The sequence below is a fragment of the Bradyrhizobium sp. SHOUNA76 genome, from assembly GCF_023006445.1.
Lineage (GTDB): Bacteria > Pseudomonadota > Alphaproteobacteria > Rhizobiales > Xanthobacteraceae > Bradyrhizobium.
Genome location: NZ_JALBHA010000760.1, coordinates 1 through 2,137, shown reverse-complemented (window position 1 = coordinate 2,137; position 2,137 = coordinate 1). Strand labels below are relative to the sequence as shown.

At 67.4% G+C, this 2,137-nt stretch carries 2 protein-coding genes and 1 pseudogene; all 3 read left to right on the top strand.

Annotated features, from left to right (window positions below):
- Positions 1–409 (top strand): annotated as a pseudogene (locus tag MOV74_RS36740) (thiamine phosphate synthase); the annotation flags it as partial.
- Between the two features lie 8 nt (positions 410–417).
- Positions 418–1,500: a tetratricopeptide repeat protein gene (locus MOV74_RS36735; protein WP_246932229.1), complete on the top strand. Its 1,083-nt coding sequence runs from the start codon at positions 418–420 to the stop codon at positions 1,498–1,500.
- Positions 1,501–1,599: 99 nt separating this feature from the next.
- Positions 1,600–2,137 (top strand): inositol monophosphatase family protein (locus MOV74_RS36730; RefSeq protein ID WP_246932227.1); only part of this gene is annotated, 538 nt, incomplete at its 3' end.

Sequence of the window (2,137 nt, the reverse complement as noted above, 5' to 3'; positions counted from 1 at the left end):
CATCGCCGCGCTGAAAGAGGCGCTGCCCTCGCTCAAGCCCGATCGAATCGCGGGCGTCGGCGGGCTGACGACGCGGCACCATTCCATGGATGCGGGCGAGATGGGCGCGGATTACGTGCTGTTCGGCGAGCCCGATGCGAAAGGCCAGCGTCCCTCGGCGCAAGCGATCGCGGAACGGCTGGACTGGTGGGCCGAGCTGTTCGAGCCGCCCTGCGTCGGCTTTGCCATGTCGCTGGAAGAAGCCCACGACTTCGCCCTCAGCGGCGCCGATTTCGTGCTGGTCGGCGACTTCATCTGGTCCGATCCGCGTGGGCCGAAGGCCGCGCTGATCGAGGCGGACGCTGCGATCAAGAAGGCCTATGCGACGGCGACGGCTAGCCAAAATCCTGCTGGCCAGGAGCACGGCTAGCGCCCGACATGAAGCTCCCCTGCATCACCATGCTGGCTACGCTGCTGCTCACGCTGCCCGCGGCTGCGCAGCTCCAGATCACTCCGCCGGCGACAACGCCGAGCGCGCCGGCCGAGAAGCCAAAGCCCAAGCCGCACGCGCTTACCAAGAAGAAGGAGGCCGCGCCGGCGCCAAAACCTTCGGCCTCGCCCAAGCCGGCTCCCTCCTCCAAGCCGGCCCCGGCCGCGACCGTGATCCCGGCGCCGCCGACCGACAATTCCAACGCCGATCTGGTGTACGGCGCCTATCAGCGCGGCCAGTACAAGTCGGCGTTCGACCTCGCCACCGCCCGCGCACAAGCAGGCGATCCCAAGGCTATGACCATGCTCGGCGAGCTCTATTCCAACGCCATGGGTATCCGCCGCGACTACGCCAAGGCGGCCGAATGGTACAAGCGCGCCGCGGACGCCGGCGACCGCGAGGCGATGTTCGCGCTCGCCATGCTGCGCATTTCCGGCCGCGGCGGCTCGGTCGACAAGGGTGAGGCGGTCAAGCTGATGGCGTCCGCCGCCAAGCTCGGCGAGCCCAAGGCGGCCTATAACCTCGCTTTGCTCTATCTCGACGGCCAGACCTTGCCGCAGGACGTCAAGCGCTCCGCCGAGCTGCTGCGCCAGGCCGCCGATGCCGGCCTGCCCGAGGCGCAATACGCGCTTGCGACCTTCTACAAGGAAGGCACCGGCGTGGCGAAGGACCCGGAACGCGCGGTGCGGCTGCTGCAGGCCGCCTCGCTCGCCGACAATGTCGACGCCGAGGTCGAATATGCCATCGCCATGTTCAACGGCACCGGCACGCCGAAGAACCAGCCGGCTGCCGTCGCCCTGCTTCGCAAGGCATCCCGCCAGGGCAGCGCGATCGCGCAGAACCGGCTGGCGTGGGTGCTGATCAACGGCGTGGGCGTATCCGCGGACAAGGTCGAGGGGTTCAAATGGCACCTGGTGGCCAAAACCGCCGGCAAGGGCGACCCGGAGCTCGACAAGCAATTATCCGACTTGCCGGCCGAGGACCGGGCCAAGGCGGAGGCCGCCGCCAAAAAATGGCTCGGGAGCAAATGACTTGCCCCAATGACTTGACGCAAGCGCCCCCGCAGGGCACCCAATTGCTCAAACAGGCGCGATTTTGCGCCCTTTCCCCCCGATCAAGACCGAAACCTCATGCTGTATTCCGCCACTATCAACGTCATGGTCAAGGCCGCGCGCCGTGCTGGCCGCAGTCTCAAGCGCGATCTCGGCGAGATCGAGCATCTCCAGGTCTCGCTGAAGGGGCCGGCGAATTTCGTCTCGCTCGCCGACAAGCGCGCTGAGGAGATCCTTTACCAGGATCTCGCCAAGGCCCGTCCCGGCTACGGCTTCATCGGCGAGGAAGGCGGCATGCGCGAGGGCTCCGACAAGAGCCACACCTGGATCGTCGACCCGCTCGACGGCACCACCAACTTCCTGCACGGCATCCCGCAATTCGCGATCTCGATCGGCCTCGTGCGCGAGGGCACGATCATCGCCGGCGTGATCTACAACCCCGCCAATGACGAGCTCTACATCGCCGAGCGCGGCAAGGGCGCCTTCCTCAACGACCAGCGCCTGCGCGTCGCCGGCCGCCGCCAGCTCAACGAATGCGTGGTGGCCTGCGGCCTGCCCCATATCGGCCGCGGCGACCACGAGGAATTCCGCCGCGAGATGACCGCGATCCAGGACC

Coding starts and splice junctions, on each gene's coding strand:
- MOV74_RS36735 (WP_246932229.1), top strand. CDS start 418: ATGAAGCTCCCCTGCATCACCATGCTGGCTACGCTGCTGCTCACGCTG.